General features: G+C 70.5%; 17 protein-coding genes and 1 pseudogene. 5 read left to right on the top strand and 13 right to left on the bottom strand.

What is annotated here, in order from left to right; all coding sequences use genetic code 11:
* The first annotated feature begins 15 nt into the window (after positions 1–15).
* Complete coding sequence (locus ACZ63E_RS07850; protein WP_465335266.1) at positions 16–1,281, top strand: class I SAM-dependent methyltransferase; 1,266 nt, start codon at positions 16–18, stop codon at positions 1,279–1,281.
* Positions 1,281–2,051, top strand: coding sequence for a DUF1295 domain-containing protein (locus ACZ63E_RS07845; protein WP_465335264.1), 771 nt, complete (start codon positions 1,281–1,283; stop codon positions 2,049–2,051). The genes ACZ63E_RS07850 and ACZ63E_RS07845 overlap by 1 nt, the downstream gene beginning before the upstream one ends.
* On the opposite strand, the gene ACZ63E_RS07840 is transcribed toward ACZ63E_RS07845, so the two are convergent.
* Positions 2,038–2,541 carry a DinB family protein gene (locus ACZ63E_RS07840; protein ID WP_465335262.1) on the bottom strand — a complete coding sequence of 168 codons (504 nt, stop codon included), beginning with the start codon at positions 2,539–2,541 and terminating at the stop codon, positions 2,038–2,040. The two genes, ACZ63E_RS07845 and ACZ63E_RS07840, sit on opposite strands and share 14 nt — an antisense overlap.
* A gap of 81 nt (positions 2,542–2,622) precedes the next feature.
* On the opposite strand from ACZ63E_RS07840, the gene ACZ63E_RS07835 reads away from it, so the two are divergent.
* Both ACZ63E_RS07835 and ACZ63E_RS07830 read left to right on the top strand, forming a co-directional pair.
* Positions 2,623–3,081, top strand: a complete 459-nt coding sequence (locus tag ACZ63E_RS07835) for a MarR family winged helix-turn-helix transcriptional regulator (RefSeq protein ID WP_465335260.1) — start codon at positions 2,623–2,625, stop codon at positions 3,079–3,081.
* Complete coding sequence (locus tag ACZ63E_RS07830; protein WP_465309883.1) at positions 3,068–3,502, top strand: OsmC family peroxiredoxin; 435 nt, start codon at positions 3,068–3,070, stop codon at positions 3,500–3,502. The genes ACZ63E_RS07835 and ACZ63E_RS07830 overlap by 14 nt, the downstream gene beginning before the upstream one ends.
* Here the strand turns inward: ACZ63E_RS07830 and ACZ63E_RS07825 are convergent.
* The 6 genes and pseudogenes from ACZ63E_RS07825 to ACZ63E_RS07800 form a co-directional block, all read right to left on the bottom strand.
* Positions 3,495–3,866, bottom strand: a complete 372-nt coding sequence (locus ACZ63E_RS07825; RefSeq protein WP_465335258.1) for a hypothetical protein — start codon at positions 3,864–3,866, stop codon at positions 3,495–3,497. The genes ACZ63E_RS07830 and ACZ63E_RS07825 overlap by 8 nt on opposite strands.
* 136 nt (positions 3,867–4,002) lie before the next feature.
* Positions 4,003–4,632, bottom strand: coding sequence for a DUF5753 domain-containing protein (locus tag ACZ63E_RS07820; RefSeq protein WP_465335256.1), 630 nt, complete (start codon positions 4,630–4,632; stop codon positions 4,003–4,005).
* 62 nt (positions 4,633–4,694) lie between these two features.
* Positions 4,695–4,856: pseudogene (locus ACZ63E_RS07815) on the bottom strand (helix-turn-helix domain-containing protein); the annotation flags it as partial.
* Positions 4,843–5,358, bottom strand: coding sequence for a DUF6879 family protein (locus ACZ63E_RS07810; RefSeq protein WP_465335254.1), 516 nt, complete (start codon positions 5,356–5,358; stop codon positions 4,843–4,845). The pseudogene ACZ63E_RS07815 and the gene ACZ63E_RS07810, both read right to left, overlap by 14 nt.
* Positions 5,342–5,536, bottom strand: a complete 195-nt coding sequence (locus ACZ63E_RS07805) for a hypothetical protein (protein ID WP_465335252.1) — start codon at positions 5,534–5,536, stop codon at positions 5,342–5,344. Before ACZ63E_RS07805 ends, ACZ63E_RS07810 begins: the two co-directional genes overlap by 17 nt.
* A gap of 75 nt (positions 5,537–5,611) precedes the next feature.
* The gene (locus tag ACZ63E_RS07800) at positions 5,612–6,145 is read right to left on the bottom strand and encodes a CGNR zinc finger domain-containing protein (protein WP_465335250.1); all 534 of its coding nucleotides are present in this window, start codon (positions 6,143–6,145) and stop codon (positions 5,612–5,614) included.
* Between the two features lie 78 nt (positions 6,146–6,223).
* Here ACZ63E_RS07800 and ACZ63E_RS07795 point away from each other — a divergent pair, with 78 nt between their 5' ends.
* Entirely contained in the window at positions 6,224–7,393 is a 1,170-nt protein-coding gene (locus ACZ63E_RS07795) for an MFS transporter (RefSeq protein WP_465335248.1), read from the top strand.
* Here ACZ63E_RS07795 and ACZ63E_RS07790 read toward each other — a convergent pair.
* The 6 genes from ACZ63E_RS07790 to murD all read right to left on the bottom strand — a co-directional run bounded on the left by ACZ63E_RS07790 (position 7,390) and on the right by murD (position 14,527).
* Positions 7,390–8,214, bottom strand: coding sequence for an NAD(P)H-binding protein (locus tag ACZ63E_RS07790; protein WP_465335246.1), 825 nt, complete (start codon positions 8,212–8,214; stop codon positions 7,390–7,392). The two genes, ACZ63E_RS07795 and ACZ63E_RS07790, sit on opposite strands and share 4 nt — an antisense overlap.
* 74 nt (positions 8,215–8,288) lie before the next feature.
* The gene (locus ACZ63E_RS07785) at positions 8,289–9,122 is read right to left on the bottom strand and encodes a cell division protein FtsQ/DivIB (RefSeq protein ID WP_465335244.1); all 834 of its coding nucleotides are present in this window, start codon (positions 9,120–9,122) and stop codon (positions 8,289–8,291) included.
* A gap of 4 nt (positions 9,123–9,126) precedes the next feature.
* On the bottom strand, positions 9,127–10,524 hold the full coding sequence (gene murC, locus ACZ63E_RS07780; protein WP_465335242.1) for a UDP-N-acetylmuramate--L-alanine ligase: 1,398 nt from the start codon (positions 10,522–10,524) through the stop codon (positions 9,127–9,129).
* Positions 10,517–11,641 carry an undecaprenyldiphospho-muramoylpentapeptide beta-N-acetylglucosaminyltransferase gene (gene murG, locus ACZ63E_RS07775; protein WP_465335240.1) on the bottom strand — a complete coding sequence of 375 codons (1,125 nt, stop codon included), beginning with the start codon at positions 11,639–11,641 and terminating at the stop codon, positions 10,517–10,519. Before murG ends, murC begins: the two co-directional genes overlap by 8 nt.
* Complete coding sequence (gene ftsW / locus ACZ63E_RS07770) at positions 11,638–13,134, bottom strand: putative lipid II flippase FtsW (protein WP_465309873.1); 1,497 nt, start codon at positions 13,132–13,134, stop codon at positions 11,638–11,640. The genes murG and ftsW overlap by 4 nt, the downstream gene beginning before the upstream one ends.
* Complete coding sequence (gene murD / locus ACZ63E_RS07765) at positions 13,121–14,527, bottom strand: UDP-N-acetylmuramoyl-L-alanine--D-glutamate ligase (RefSeq protein ID WP_465335238.1); 1,407 nt, start codon at positions 14,525–14,527, stop codon at positions 13,121–13,123. The genes ftsW and murD overlap by 14 nt, the downstream gene beginning before the upstream one ends.
* Position 14,528 lies beyond the last annotated feature (1 nt).

Raw genomic sequence — 14,528 nt, 5'->3', positions numbered from 1 at the left:
GAGCGAATCCCGGACATGCCGAACAGCACCGCGCACCGCCTCGCCTCGTTCGCCGAAAAGCTCCTCGGCGGGCAGCTCCCCGTCGGCCTCCGGACCTGGGACGGAACCCGCGTGGGCCCAGTGGACGCGCCCACCGTGGTCCTGCGCAACCGGCGCGCCCTGCGCCGCCTCCTCTACGCGCCGGGTGAGCTCGGTCTCGCCCGCGCCTACGTCACGGGTGACCTGGACGTCGAGGGTGATCTCGCCGACGGCTTCCGCCGGATCTGGGCCCTCACCCGCGCGGGTGAGCTCAACCGGGTGAAGCTCGGCCCGCGCGACTGGGCCGAGGCGGTCCGGCTCGCGGCGAAGCTCGGGGTCGTCGGCCTCCCGCCGAAGCCGCCCGCCGAGGAGGCCCGGCTGACCGGCAAGCTGCACAGCCTGCTGCGTGACAAGTCCGCGATCGCCCACCACTACGACCTCAGCAACGCCTTCTACCAGCTGCTGATGGACGAGTCGATGGCGTACTCCAGCGCGTACTTCACCTCCGAGTCGCGAAGCCTCGAGGAGGCGCAGCACGACAAGCTGGAGATGATCTGCCGCAAGCTGGGGCTGCGGCCGGGCATGCGGCTGCTCGACATCGGCTGCGGCTGGGGCTCGCTGCTGGTCCACGCGGCCAAGCACCACGGCGTGCACGCTGTCGGCATCACGCTCTCGGCCGAGCAGCTGCAGCACATCCGCGGCCGGCTCGCCCAGCACGACCTCGAAGACCGCGTCGAAGTGCGCCGCCAGGACTACCGCGAGCTGCCGGACGCGCCGTTCGACGCGGTCGCGTCGATCGAGATGGGCGAGCACGTCGGCGAGGTCAACTACCCGACGTACACCGCGACGCTGCACAAGATGGTCAAGCCGGGTGGGCGGGTGCTGATCCAGCAGATGTCGCGCGGGAACGTCGCCCCCGGCGGCGGTGCGTTCATCGAGCGCTACATCGCCCCCGACATGACTATGCGCCCGGTCGGCCGGACCGTCGAGCACCTGGAGAACGCCGGGCTCGAGCTCCGCGACGTGCACGCGATGCGCGAGCACTACGTCTGGACGGTGCGCGCCTGGGCCGACACCCTGGAGGAGAACTGGGCCGACGTCGTCGCGCTCATCGGGGAGACCGGCGCGCGCGTCTGGCGGCTCTACCTGGTGGGCGGGGCGCTGGCGTTCGAGGAGAACCGGATGGGTGTGGACCAGATCCTGACCGTGCGGCCGCACGCCGACGGCACGAGCGGGATGCCGGCGACGCGGGAGTGGAACTGATGCCCCTCGGGAGCACGTTGCTGGTCACCGGCGGCGTCACGCTCGTGGCGGTGCTGGCGACCTTCGCGATCGCGCGGGCGCGCAAGCGCTACGACACGGTCGACACGTTCTGGGGGCTCGGCTTCGCGATCGTCGCGCTCGCCGCGTTCCCCTTCGGCGACGGGCCGCTGACGCTGCGGCTGGTGGTGCTGGTCCTGACGGTCGTCTGGGGCGGGCGCCTTTCGCTGCACCTGCACCTGCGCAACCACAAGCTGCCCGAGGACCCGCGGTACGCGCGGATGGGCCAGGCGCCGCTGCGGATGTTCGTCCGCGTGTACGTGTTCCAGGGCGTGGTGCTGTACTTCGTCTCGCTGCCGGTGCAGTTCGCCATGTACGGCACCGGGTTCGGCGTCCTGGGCTGGCTCGGCGTCGCCGTGTGGCTGGTCGGGTTCGGGTTCGAAACGGTCGGCGACGAGCAGCTACGGCGGTTCAAGGCCGACCCGGCGAACCGCGGGAAGGTCCTGGACACCGGGCTCTGGCGCTTCACCCGCCACCCGAACTACTTCGGCGACGCGTGCGTGTGGTGGGGCCTCTACCTGCTGGCGTGCTCGACGTGGCCGGGCGCGGCGACGATCCTCTCGCCGATCGCGATGACGTTCACCCTGGCCCGCGGCACCGGGAAGCCCATGCTGGAGAAGGGAATGGCCCGGACGCGCCCGGCGTACGCGCACTACGTCGAGCGGACCAGCGGCTTCTTCCCGTTGCCGCCCAAGAAGGTCACTCCCCGGTGAGGCCGTCGGTCAGCTCGCGCAGGACGTCGAGGTGGCCGACGTGCCGGGCGGTCTCCTCGATCATGTGCGTGAGGACCCAGCGGACGTTGAAGGTTTCGTCCTTGTGCGTCACTTCGTCGTCCAAGCCGTGGTTATCGACGATCTCGCGGCTGCGCGCGGACTGCTTTTCGTAGTCGGCGAGCAGCGTTTCGAGCGTCGTCTCGGGCGGGACCCGGAACTCGGCGTCCGGGTCCTGCTCGAGCTTCGCCGCCCAGGTGTCCTCCTCGCCGTCGACGACCACGGCGAACCAGAACCACTCGTTGAGCGTGAGGTGCGCGAGCAGACCGGCGACGGTCGTCAGCTCACTGGGCAGGTGGGCGCGGCGGATCTGCTCTTCGGTGAGCCCCTGGCTCTTCCAGGCGACGGTGGCGCGGTGGTAGTCGAGCAGGCTGGTCAGGATCTCGCGCTCGCCGCCGGTGAGCGGCACTTCCGGGCGTTCGGGTCGGGTCATGGGACGGAGTCTGCCAGGGAGCACCGACAGTTTTTGCGGATTACCTTGCGCACGATGTAATCGTGGGCTAGGTTTGCGGACGTGCCGGATGAGTTCCTCTTGGACGAGCAAGCCTGCTTCGCGCTCTACGCGGCGTCGCGCGCGGTGACGGACACCTACCGTCCCCTGCTCGGCGAGCTGGGTCTCACCTACCCGCAGTACCTGGTGCTGCTGGTGCTGTGGGAGTCCGACGACCGGCCGGTCAAGGAGATCGGCGAGGCGCTGCACCTGGACTACGGCACGCTTTCCCCGCTGCTCAAACGACTCGAGGCGAACGGGCTGGTGACGCGGGCGAGGTTGCCCGCGGACGAACGCACCGTGGTGGTCGGCCTGACCGAGGAGGGCACGGCGATGCGCACGCGCGCCGCCGCCGTCCCGTCGGCCATCGGCTGCGCACTGGGCCTCGACAACACCGAGCGGCGGGAACTGATCACCACACTGCGGCGGCTGACGGCGTCGGCCACCGCGTACACCCATGGAGGCTCCGATGCCCAGCCGTGACGCGACCACCCACTGGACCGGCGGACTGCAGAAGGGATCGGGCGAAGTCACGCTCGACTCGTCCAACGCCGGCACGTTCTCCGTCTCGTTCCCGACCCGCGCGGGCAACCCGGACGGCCAGACGAGCCCCGAGGAGCTCATCGCGGCGGCCCACTCGTCGTGCCTGGCGATGAACCTGTCGGGCGTGCTTGAGGCCGAAAAGCTCACGGCGGACTCGATCGACGTGAGCGCAGAGGTCACGCTCGGCCCGGCCGCCGGCGGCGGCTTCGAGATCAGCGGCATCGCGATCACGCTCCGGGCATCCCTGCCCGGCGTGTCGGCGGAGCAGTTCGCGAAGTACGCGGAGACGGCGGAGAAGACGTGCCCGGTGTCGAAGGCCCTGTCGGGCACGACGATCACGCTGGACGCGGCGCTCAACTGACGCCGGTGCGAGCGGCCCCCTCCTTTTGGCCGAGGGGGCCGTTTCGCGTGGCGAACTTCGCCAAGTGCTTCGCCACCCAGCCACGCCCGAAGTCCGCCAGGACGGTTCCGGACCAGCGCCCGGCGATCCCGACATCGGTCCAGAGCGCCATCTTCGCCCCGGCGAGCGTTCCGTGGCTGACGTGAACCTGTGACGCGCCTTCGGCCCAGCAGAAGACAAAATGGGCGTACATGTACATCCACACTCGACACCCTGACGCGTCGGTCGCTTCCACCGGCCCTTCGGTCGGATAAGGCGCACGGTAGAAGATCTGCACCCGGGCGCCGAAATAGAACTCTTCGGGGACGAGGCCGGGCCGCAGCATCGGGTCAGTCTTCGACAATGGTGATCGTGCCGGTGCCACCGCAGTTTCCACAGCCCTTTCCCTTGCAGTCGCCACAGGTGCGAGTGATGTTTTGCATTGTTCGAATTTAGCGCCGATTCATCGGCGAACGCCAGGTCTATTCGCGTTCCAGCAAGAATTCCCGTGCGATCACCCGAAGGCATTCCGTTGCATCATCGCCACGCACGGCTTGCCTTCTGAAGAATTCGAAGAGCTCGAGATGGTAGGCAACATCGCGAGGGTCGCGAAGGACGACCTCTCCCGAAAACAGCTCCACGGTGACCAAGCGTTCGTCGTAGACGACAAAAACGTTCATAGGCACCTCTGGCACCACTACCCGCCTGGGCAGGACAGCTATCTCGATATTCTCCCGGGTCGACATCTCCGCCAGATGAGCCACTTGCGCAGCCATCAATGACGCGCCGCCCACACGCCAGCTGACCGCACTTTCGGTCAGCACGAAGGAGAACTGCCGGGCCGAGTCCAGTACGGACCGTTGACGAGCCGCCCGCCCGGCAAGGACTCGTTCGATGTCACCGGCGGGTTCGCCCGCCACCGTCGGAGACAGGACGACCCGGGCGTAGTCCGAGGTCTGCAACAGCCCGGTCGGAACCCCGGGGAGGAAGTGACGCATGACCGAGGAATCGCGCTCCATGGCTCCCAGGTCGTACTGCTTCTGCCAGAACCCGATCCTGGCCGAGGTCCGGCGCGAGATGTACCCGACGGCAGCCAACCGAGCCAAGGCCACCACTGCTCCGCGTCGGCTTGCCCGACCCCGAGCGCCCGGAGGATCCGCTCCACATCGGCCACCGACGGTAGGATCCTCCCCGTTTCGATCCGGCTGATCTTCGCCTGACTCATGGCACACCGAACAGCCAGCCTCTCTCCGGAGAGCCCGGCGGCCTTGCGAAGCTCACGAAGCGCCTTCGCGAGCGAGCCGCGTTGCGCCTGCTGTCGATCAGGATCCAGCATGCCACTCTGCGAACGAGACCCCCCGTTCCCAAGCCAGATCACGCCACCGCAGATACCGCGGCAGATCCGGCTCTTCAACGAGTTCGCGACTGCGCTGAGTACCGTCGGGCTCATAGTTCAGATGAACCACGATCAGTTCGTCAAACATCCAGAAATCCTGCTCAGGCAACCCGGTGTCGTCGTCTCCCACTTCGATGATTCGGTAGTCTTCGCCCGCTTTGACGTTTTCCGGAATTCCTTCGGCGACGAGGTACCGGGTATAGTCGGTCATCGGCAGACGGACGACTTTCGCCCGCTGGATCAGCTTTCCTGCGGCCACATATCCACGAACCCGGTCGTGCCAGTCGTGGTTGTCGTCGGGTGGGGCAGGCAAGCCCGCGAGGAACCGCTCGAAATCCGCTCGCTCGTCGGGCATCGTGTAGACCTGTTGCGTCTCCAGCCGGAACGCCGTCTTCGTGAAGCCACCGAAGATCTCGCGCCACCGATCAAGATCCAAGAGCATGCAGCGCCTCCCTGATCAAGTCGACCGATACCTCGACAACCTGCTCCTCACGCCCGGTGACAGGCCGTTCCTCGGCACTCACGATAGTGCCGACGATGAAGAGCGAGCCACGGTCGGTCAGATGGACAGCCGGGCAATCGTCGCTCTTGCAGTCACCCGCGATTTTCCTGAGTTTCATGGTCGAGACGGTAGCGATAACAGAGAGTGCAGACAAGACTACCGAACGTCTAGTCGCGAGTTTGCATAACCCGCGTCAGTGCACCTTGGCTCGATAAGTCGACTTCTTCGCCTGGTTCCCGCAGATCCCCATCGAGCACCACCGCCGCGTCCCCGGTCTGGACGTGTCCAGGAACAGCGCCCCGCACCGCTCGCCCGCGCACCGGCGGACCCGCGCGAACTCCGGGGACGTCACCAGGTCCAGCGCGTCACGAGTCAGCAGCGCCAACATCGCCGACGCCGGATCCGCTGCCTGCCAACGCAACTCGCCCGACGGCGTCAACGATGGCGCAGGCACCGGCAACGCCGCGAACCGGTTCAGCCGCTGCCGCTCGGACGGGCGCAGTGACCCCGTGAGCAGCGCGTGGATCGCCTCGCGCACCGACCAAGCGTCCCGGGCCGAAGCAAGCGAAGCAGGTGAAGCCGAAACCCGGCCGAACTGCCGGATCCACGCTCCCCACGCCGCCGCGTCCGGGAGCTCCTCCGTCTCCGACGGTGTCCCCCGGTAGCGCAGCGTGCGGATGAAGTCGAGGCACAAACGGCCCGCGCCGACGCGGAATCCTTCCGTCATAAGGGTCACAGTACGCCGGAACCGGTTTGACTGGTACCGTCGTGGAACCGATCAAACCGGTTCCACGACGGGGGCACGATGACGGAGACCAAACAGCAGGCGCCGCCCGGGTGGCTTGTGCTGCTGCTGGCCGTCTCCTGTGGACTGACCGTCGCCAACCTCTACTACGCGCAACCGCTGCTCGCCGAACTGCGGCAGACCTTCGGGGTCGGCGAGGCCGCCGCCGGTGGTGTTGTCACCGCCACCCAGATCGGGTACGCCGCCGGGATGCTGCTGCTCGTCCCGCTCGGCGACCGGCTCGAAAACCGCAGCCTGGTCGCGACGCTGCTCGCGGTCGCCTGCGCCGGGCTCGTCGTCACCGGCGTCGCGCCCGGGTTCGCCGTGCTGCTCATCGCCTCGCTCGTCGTCGGGGCGACGTCGGTCGTCGTGCAGATCCTCATCCCGTTCGCCGCCGACCTCTCCCCCGACGCCATCCGCGGGCGGATCGTCGGGCGGGTGGTGAGCGGGCTGCTGTTCGGCATCCTGCTCTCGCGCGTGGTCGCCAGCTTCCTCGCCGAGGTGACCAGCTGGCGCGTGGTCTTCCTGATCTCGGCGGGCGCGATGGCCGCGCTCGCGGTGGTGCTGCGGTTCATTCTGCCGCGCCGGGCGCCGAAGACCGACGTCCCCTATGGACAGTTGCTGCGCTCGACCCTGGCCATGGCCAGGAAGCACCCCGCGCTGCGCCACCGCGCGCTGTACCAGTCGGCGATGTTCGGGGCCTTCAGCGCATTCTGGACGACGATCGCCTTCGTGCTCACCGCCCCGCCGTTCAACTACTCCCAGCTCGGCGTCGGCCTCTTCGCGCTCGCGGGCGCGGCCGGCGCCGCGGTGGCGCCGCTGGCCGGCCGGTGGGCGGACCACGGCCACGGCCGGCGGCTCACCGCGGGCGCGTTCGTGCTGTGCGCGGCGGCCTTCGCGCTCGCCGGCTTCGGCGCGCACAACGTCGTCCTGCTGGCGATCGCCGCGATCGCGGTGGACATGGCCGTGCAGGCGACGCTGGTGACCGGCCAGCACGTGATCTACCAGCTCGACCCGTCGGCCCGCGCCCGCGTCAACAGCGTCTACCTGGGCACGTTCTTCATCGGCGGCGCGATCGGCTCCCAGGCGGGCTCGATCGCCTACCACCTCGGCGGCTGGACGGCGGTTGTCGTCTTCGCCGGCGTCCTCCCGCTCCTCGGGCTGGCCGGCATGACCCGCACCGAGGTCTAGGCGAACACCTCCCGCCGGGCCGCGGCCCACTCCGCGTACGTCGTTCCAGGACGGCCCAGCAGCTCCTCGACCACCCCGGTCGGCGCCTGCGGATGCCGCAGGGTTTCCTCGAAGCCGTCCAGCAGCCAGTCGACGGCCGCCTCCGGGACGCCGTAGCCGACCCACTGCGCGCGCTGCTCGGCGCGGGTCAGCTCGCGGAACCGGATCTCCTTGCCCAGCACCGATCCCAGCGTCGCGACCTGGTCACGCAGGCTGAGCGCCGACGGTCCACTGAGGACATACGTGGCGCCGACGTGCCCCTCCGAGGTGAGCACCCGGGCGGCCACCGCCGCGATGTCCCCGAGGTCGATCGGCGTCTGCGTCGCCTCGCCGTAGGCCACGGCGACCTCACCCGCGCGCACCATGCCGGCCCAGTCGAGCGTGTTGTTCATGAAGACGCCGGGCCGCAGGAAGGTCCACGCGAAGCCAGTGTCCCGAACGGCTTTCTCGACCACGGCGTACTCGTTGCCGCTCGAGCCTTCGTGGTCGTCCCCCACGCTGCTGCCCGACAGCGCGACGACCCGCTTGATCCCCGCTTCCCGCGCCAGCTCGCAGAACCGCCCGACCGTCCGCGCCATCGGCGCCAGGTACACGGCTTCGACACCCTCCAGCGGCAGGGTCGACGGCCGCGCGAGCGAGCCGACGACCACCTCCGCTTCCGCAGGCAGCGACGCTCGCTCCGGATCCACGGTCAGCGCCCGCACCGGCACGCCCAGCGCGACCAGCTCGTCGATGACCAGCCGTCCCACGCTGCCGGTCGCGCCCGTCACCAGGATCGTCATGACACCCTCCTCATTCCCGTATGCCATACGAGATCGTACGGTATACGGAAACCTCGGAAGGCGCACAGGAAATTTCAGGAGGTGATGGTCGGCAGCTCAGGCGCGGCGACGTCGTAGACCTTGCCGTCCTGGGTGAGCAGCGCCGCCAGGACCTTGGCCTTGCGGTCCGTCTGCTCCGCCGTTCCCCAGCGGACGATCTTCCCGCTGGACAGCGTGAACTCGACACTCGCCGGCGTCCGGGCCGTCGCCGTCGTGACCTGCTTGAGCAGCTGCTCCGGAATCACGCCGAGCACCGCTGTCACCGCTCGGGTCACCGGGTCGTCCGCCGAGACCTTCGGCAGCTTGAGCTCCGGCAGGCCGGCCGGGCGGGCGGGCACCGTCTTGAACACCACACCGCCGCCGTCGACGAGGTGGACGCCGTCGCCGCCCGGGCCGCTGTCGAAGAACGCGATCGCCGTGCGCTCGCTGACCGTGATCTCGACCGTGTTCGGCCAGGAGCGGGACACCTCGACCGTCGCGATGCCCGGCATCGCCGCCACCCGGTCGCGGATCTCGTCGGTGCTCAGCCGCAGCATCGGCTTGTCCACCGGCACCGCCGCCACCGCGCGGATCTGGTCGGCGGTCACCGTGCGCGAGCCGCTGACCGAGACGTCCTTCGCCCCGAGCATCGAGCTGAAGAACAGGAGGTAGACCAGCGCGACGACGGTCAGCACGGTCAGCAGCGCGACCCAGCGGCGGCGGATCTCCACCTGCCGGTTGGGCCGCGCGCGGCCAGTGGGCTTCGGGCGCGCGGCGCGCGTGCGGCGACGCTCCTCTTCGGAGCGCCGCCCCCGGCGTTCCCTGGCCAGGGCGGCGCGATCCCGTTCGTCCTCTTCGGACGGACGGCGGCGTTCCCTGGTCGGACTCATGGCTTCAGCGCTTGTCCAGCTCGACGAGGATCTCCGGGCCCAGCTGCGTCACGTCCCCGGCGCCCATGGTGACCACGAGGTCACCGGGCTTCGCCAGGCCCGCCACCAGCGACGCGGCGACGTCGAACGCCGGCTCGTAGTGCACCGGCTTGGTCACCGCGTCCGCGATCAGCGCGCCGGTCACGCCGGGCTCGGGTTCCTCACGCGCCCCGTAGACGTCCAGCACGACGACCTCGTCGGCCTGCGACAACGCCTCGGCGAACTCCGCCGAGAACGCCTTGGTCCGCGAGTACAGGTGCGGCTGGAACACCACGATCACGCGCCCGGACCCGGCCGCCGTGCGCACCGCGCGCAGCTGCGCGGACACCTCGGTCGGGTGGTGGGCGTAGTCGTCGTAGACGCGGACGTCGGCGGCCCGGCCCTTGAACTCGAACCGCCGCCGGACGCCGCCGAACGCCGCGAGCCCCTCGACCATGCCCTCGATCGGCGCCCCGAGCTCGAGCCCGGCCAGCAAGGCCGCGATCGCGTTGTTCGCCATGTGGTCGCCCGGCACCGCGACCGTGACGTCGATCAGCTTGGTCTTCAGCGAGATCCGCACGACCCCGCCGTCGGGACGCGGTTCGTAGGACATGATCTTGGCGTCGTCGGGCCCGCTGACCCAGTAGCCGTAGCGCAGCACGCGGACACCGCGCTTCGCGGCGGCGTCGCCCAGCGCGTCGGAGCCTTCGTCGTCGGCGCAGACGATCAGCAGCCCGTTCTCTTCGATCCGGTCGACGAAGTCGGAGAAGACCTTCGTGTAGGCCTCGGCCGTGCCGTGGTGGTCGAGGTGGTCCGGCTCGACGTTCGTGACGACCGCGATCGACGGCGAGTAGGTCAGGAACGAGCCGTCGCTCTCGTCGGCCTCGGCGACGAAGATGCCGCCCTCGCCGTGGTGGGCGTTGGCGCCGGACTCGTTGAGGTCGCCGCCGATGGCGAACGACGGGTCGAGCCGGCAGTGCTGCAGCGCCACGGTGAGCATCGACGTCGTCGACGTCTTGCCGTGCGTGCCCGCGATGCAGGCGACGCGGTGGCCCTCCATCAGCCCGGCCAGCGCCTCGGCGCGGTGCAGCACCGGGATCCCCGCGGCGCGGGCCGCGGCCAGCTCCGGGTTGGTCTCCTTGATCGCCGTCGAGACGACCACCGCGGACGGCGGCTCGGCCAGCGACGAGATGTTCGAGGCGTTCTGGCCGACGAACAGCTCGGCGCCCTGGGCCCGCAGCGACAGCAGCGCGCGCGACTCCTTGGCGTCCGAACCCGACACAAAGGCCCCGCGGGCCAGCAGGATCCGCGCGATGCCGGACATGCCGGCGCCGCCGATGCCGATCAGGTGCGCCCGGCGCAGCTCTTCAGGCAGTTCAAGCACCAGCGGCCTCCAGGACGATGCGGGCGAGGGCTTCGTCGGCTTCGCGGTGGCCCATGCCGACCGCGGCCGCGCCCATCTTGGCGACGCGGTCGGCGTCGGTGACCAGCGGGACGACCAGGTCGGCGACCTTGGCCGGGCTGAGCTCGGCGTCGGTGACCATCAGCGCGGCCCCGGCGTCGACCGCCGGCCGCGCGTTGGTGGCCTGCTCGCCGTTGCCGATCGGCAGCGGGACGAACACCGCGGGCAGCCCGACGGCCGTCACCTCGGCGACGGTCATCGCGCCGGACCGGCACACCGCGACGTCCGCGGCCGCGTACGCCAGGTCCATCCGCTCCAGGTACGGCACCGGCACGTACGCCGGCTTGCCCGGGAACTCCTGCACGACCAGCGTGTTCTTCGGGCCGTGCGCGTGCAGCACGCCGACCCCGGCGTCCGCGAGGTCCTTCGCGGCGCCGGAGACGGCCGCGTTGATCGACTGCGCGCCCTGCGAACCGCCGAACACCAGCAGCGTCGGCGCGTCCGGGTCCAGCCCGAAGTGCGCGCGCGCCTCGGCCCGCAGCGCGGCCCGGTCCAGCGACGTGATCGACCGCCGCAGCGGGATCCCGACGACCTCCGCGTTCGGCAGCGGCGTGCCCGAGACGGCGACGGCGACCCGCTTCGCGAACCGCGCGCCCACCCGGTTCGCCAGGCCCGGCGACTGGTTGGCCTCGTGCACGACGATCGGGACGCGCCCGCGCGCGGCGAGGTAGGCCGGGAGCGCGACGTAACCACCGAAGCCGACGACGACGTCCGCGTGGACCCGGTCCAGCACCTCACGGGTCCGGCGCACGGAGTCGCGCACCTTCAGCGGCAGCCGCAGCAGCTCCGGGGTCGGCTTGCGGGGCAGCGGCACCGGCGGGATCAGCTCCAGCTCGTAACCCCGGGCCGGGACGAGCTTGTTCTCCAGGCCACGCTCGGTGCCCAGCGCGATCACCGTCGCGTCCGGGCGGAGCCGCTTGACGGCGTCGGCCAGGGCGAGGGCGGGTTCGATGTGTCCTGCGGTGCCACCTCCGGCGACCACGACCACGGGCGCCCGGCCCGCGGCGGACCGCTCGGTTCCCTTGACGGGCTTGCTCACCAATGACCTCTCCGGTTCGCGGTACTCCGGGTACCACGGCTCGCTGTTGTCCGCGCGGCCCCGCGAGACGTGGCCGTGCTCGTCCGTGCCGCGCTGCGGCGCACCGGTTCGCGGACCGACCTGCGTCGTTCCTGTGCCGGGGCGGGCCGCGCCGCACGGGGCGCCGGCCTGGCCGCCTTCGCCCCACTGCGCCCCGCCGCCTTGCGGGTGGCGGGCGGGCGGTACGGGTCGGGCGCGGGCAGCCGCAGCAGGCGTCCGAACTTACCCGGCCCCTGTGTGCGCAGTGCGGCCACCGCCTCCGGTTCGTGCCGGGCGGCGTTCGCGAGCACGCCCATGATGAGCATGGTGATCACCAGCGACGTCCCGCCGTAGGAGATCAGCGGCAGCGTGACGCCGGTGACCGGCAGCAGGCCGACGACGTAGCCGATGTTGATGCCGGCCTGCGCCACGAGGAACACCGTGAGCGTGCCGGAGACGATCCGGATCCACGGGTCGATGTTGCGGGTGGCGATCCGCAGGCCCACCACGGCGACCCCGGCGAACAACGCGAGCACGACGACGCAGCCGATCAGCCCGAGCTCCTCGCCGATGAGGGCGAAGATGAAGTCGTTCTGCACGTTCGGCAGGTAACCCCAGTTGGACGTGCCCTGGCCGAGGCCCTTGCCGAAGAAGCCGCCGTCGGCCAGCGCCAGCTTGGCCTGGTTGGCCTGGAAGCCCTCGGCGCTCGTGTCGGCGTCCGGCGAGAGGAACGACATGACCCGGTCGAGCCGGTAGGGCGCGATGACGGCGAGCACGAGCACGCCGGCCAGGCCGCCCGCGAGGATCACGCCGAAGAGCCGTTTCGGGGCGCCGGCGAACCACAGCAGCGCCAGCAGCACCACGGCCAGGGTGACCGTGCCGCCGAGGTCCGGCTGGAGCATGACCAGGGCGAACATCAGCAGCGCGATCGGCACCACGGGCACCAGCAGGTGCCGCCACTGGTGGATGACGTTGTACTTGATCACCAGGATGTGCGCGCCCCAGAAGGCCAGCGCGACCTTCGCCGCCTCGACCGGCTGGAAGGTGAACTCGCCGAGCTTGAACCAGCCCTGCGAGCCGTTGACCGTCGAGCCCAGCGGCGTCAGCACGAGCACCAGCAGGCCGAGGCAGACCACCGTCGCGGTCGCCGACATCCGCCGGATCCGCTCCAGGTTCACGCGCAGGCCGAGCCAGAACACGACCGAGCCGATCGCGACGAACACCAGGTGCTTGGTGAACAGCGAGTACACACCGCTGCCGGTCTTCGGATTGTACGACGCGACCGACGACGCCGACAGCACCATCACCGCGCCGATGACCGTGAGCACGCCGGTGAGGGCGAGCACGAGGTGGAACGACGCGAGCGGGCGCGAAAGCCACGCGGTCAGCGCCGTGCGGAAAGCGACAAACCCGCTCTCCTTGCGCTCCCGGCGCGGCCGCTTCGGGGCGGGGGTCTTGGGCTCAGTGACCGTCACTCGGCGCCCCCGCTGCGTCGTCGCGGAGGACGTGCACCGCCGCGGCGAACGCGTCGCCGCGCTCGCCGTAGCCCGTGAACATGTCCAACGACGCCGCGGCGGGCGCGAGCAGCACCACGTCACCTGGCCGGGCCATCGCGCTGGCCGCACTCACCGCCGCAGTCATGGGTTCATGGTCACCCGGACGGAGGCTGTTCACCGGGACATCCGGCGCGTGTCGCGCAACCGCGGCGGCGATCACGGGTGAATCGACACCGAGTAGCACAACTCCGCGGAGGCGGCCGGCGATGCTGCTCACGAGTTCGTCCACCGAGGCGCCCTTGAGCTGGCCACCGGCGATCCAGACGATGCTCTGGTGGGCCCGCAGCGACCCGGCGGCCGCGTGCGGGTTGGTCGCCTTCGAGTCGTTGACGTACCGGACGCCCGCCACTTCGGCGACCTCGACCGCGCGGTGCGGCGCCGGCTGGTACTCGCGCAGGCCCTTGAGGACGGCCTCCGGTGTGACGCCGTGCGAGCGGGCCAGCGCGGCCGCGGCGAGGGCGTTCGAGACGTTGTGCGGGCCGGCCGGGCGGACGTCGGCCAGCGTGGCCAGCTCCTCGGCGCTGGTCGCCGGGTCGGCGACAAAAGCGCGGTCCACCAGCAGGTCTTCGACCAGGCCGAGCTCCCCGACGGCCGGGGTGTCCAGCCGGAACGCGACACGGCGGGCATCCGGGCGCGCGTGCTCCTGGGCGATCCGGGCCGACCAGTCGTCGTCGGCGTTGTGCACCACGACCCGGGCGCGGTCGTAGGCCCGCCCCTTCGCCGCCCCGTACTCGTCCATCGAGCCGTGCCAGTCGATGTGGTCCTCGGCCAGGTTCAGCACCACGGCCGCGTCCGGCGCCAGCGTCGACGACCAGTGCAGCTGGAAGCTCGAGAGCTCCACCGCCAGCACGTCGTAACCCGCGCGGACCGCGTCGAGCGCCGCGTAGCCGATGTTCCCGCAGGCCACGGCGTTGGCGCCGGCCGCCTTGAGGATCGACTCGAGCATGCCCGCGGTGGTCGTCTTGCCGTTGGTCCCGGTGATCACCAGCCACGACGGCGGGTGCTCGCGCAGCTGCCCGACCCGCCAGGCCAGTTCGACGTCGCCGATCACCTCGACGCCCGCCTCGGCCGCTGCGACCAGCAGCGGCGACGTCGGCCGCCAGCCGGGGCTCGTGACGACGAGGACGACGTCGGACGGCGGTTCGGTGAGCCCGGGCACCAGCTCGGCGCCGAGGCCCTCCAGCTCGGCCAGGCGCTCGGCGTTGCCGTCGGTGACGGTGACGCGCGCGCCCAGCTCCGTCAGCACGGGGACGATCGACTTGCCGGTGACACCCGCACCGGCGACGAGGACGTGACGACCGGCCAGCTCCACG

This window comes from Amycolatopsis sp. NPDC104819 (assembly GCF_055583145.1).
This window is presented reverse-complemented; position numbering and strand designations above follow the sequence as displayed.

Bases quoted from the DNA above. Each gene is read 5' to 3' on its own strand.
- ACZ63E_RS07850 (WP_465335266.1), top strand. From the start codon at position 16: ATGCCGAACAGCACCGCGCACCGCCTCGCCTCGTTCGCCGAAAAGCTC.
- ACZ63E_RS07830 (WP_465309883.1), top strand. From the start codon at position 3,068: ATGCCCAGCCGTGACGCGACCACCCACTGGACCGGCGGACTGCAGAAG.
- ACZ63E_RS07785 (WP_465335244.1), bottom strand. From the start codon at position 9,122: ATGAGTCCGACCAGGGAACGCCGCCGTCCGTCCGAAGAGGACGAACGG.
- ACZ63E_RS07795 (WP_465335248.1), top strand. From the start codon at position 6,224: ATGACGGAGACCAAACAGCAGGCGCCGCCCGGGTGGCTTGTGCTGCTG.
- ACZ63E_RS07825 (WP_465335258.1), bottom strand. From the start codon at position 3,866: ATGCTGCGGCCCGGCCTCGTCCCCGAAGAGTTCTATTTCGGCGCCCGG.
- ACZ63E_RS07805 (WP_465335252.1), bottom strand. From the start codon at position 5,536: ATGAAACTCAGGAAAATCGCGGGTGACTGCAAGAGCGACGATTGCCCG.
- ACZ63E_RS07845 (WP_465335264.1), top strand. From the start codon at position 1,281: ATGCCCCTCGGGAGCACGTTGCTGGTCACCGGCGGCGTCACGCTCGTG.
- ACZ63E_RS07790 (WP_465335246.1), bottom strand. From the start codon at position 8,214: ATGACGATCCTGGTGACGGGCGCGACCGGCAGCGTGGGACGGCTGGTC.
- ACZ63E_RS07810 (WP_465335254.1), bottom strand. From the start codon at position 5,358: ATGCTCTTGGATCTTGATCGGTGGCGCGAGATCTTCGGTGGCTTCACG.
- ACZ63E_RS07800 (WP_465335250.1), bottom strand. From the start codon at position 6,145: ATGACGGAAGGATTCCGCGTCGGCGCGGGCCGTTTGTGCCTCGACTTC.
- ACZ63E_RS07840 (WP_465335262.1), bottom strand. From the start codon at position 2,541: ATGACCCGACCCGAACGCCCGGAAGTGCCGCTCACCGGCGGCGAGCGC.